1 pseudogene is annotated in these 513 nt (G+C 55.0%); it reads left to right on the plus strand.

The annotated features are described in order from the left end of the window. A pseudogene (locus tag HBN61_RS22420) lies at nucleotides 1-477 on the plus strand (IS5 family transposase); the annotation flags it as partial. Nucleotides 478-513: the final 36 nt, after the last annotated feature.

Genomic DNA, 513 nt, shown 5'->3' on the forward strand with positions numbered 1-513 from the left:
AGGAAACCAATATCTCTTTGGAGTGAAAGCGCACATCGGTGTTGATGCCGAGTCGGGTTTGGTACATAGCCTGGTGGGCACGGCGGCCAATGTGGCGGACGTGACGCAGGTCGATCAGTTGCTGCACGGCGAGAAAACTTACGTGTGTGGCGACGTAGGTTACACCGGCGTGGACAAGCGTCCCGAGCATCAGGATCGCAAGATGATCTGGTCGATTGCCGCGCGTCCAAGTCACTATAACAAGCACGGAAAAAAGAGTTTGATCGGCGCATGCGACGCAAGATCGAATACGCCAAAGCGCAGGTGCGGGCCAAGGTTGAACATCCCTTTCGCGTGATCAAGCGCCAGTTTGGCTACACGAAAGTACGCTTTCGTGGCTTGTCGAAAAACATCGCCCAACAGACAACCTTGTTCGCATTGTCGAACCTGTGGATGGTGCGAAAACGGTTGTTGAATGCGGGAGAGGTGCGTCTGTAATGCGGGAAATAGCTGCTGCGAGGAGCGTTCAGCGGC

It is taken from the genome of Pseudomonas sp. WS 5071 (assembly GCF_012985765.1).
Lineage (GTDB): Bacteria > Pseudomonadota > Gammaproteobacteria > Pseudomonadales > Pseudomonadaceae > Aquipseudomonas > Aquipseudomonas lundensis_A.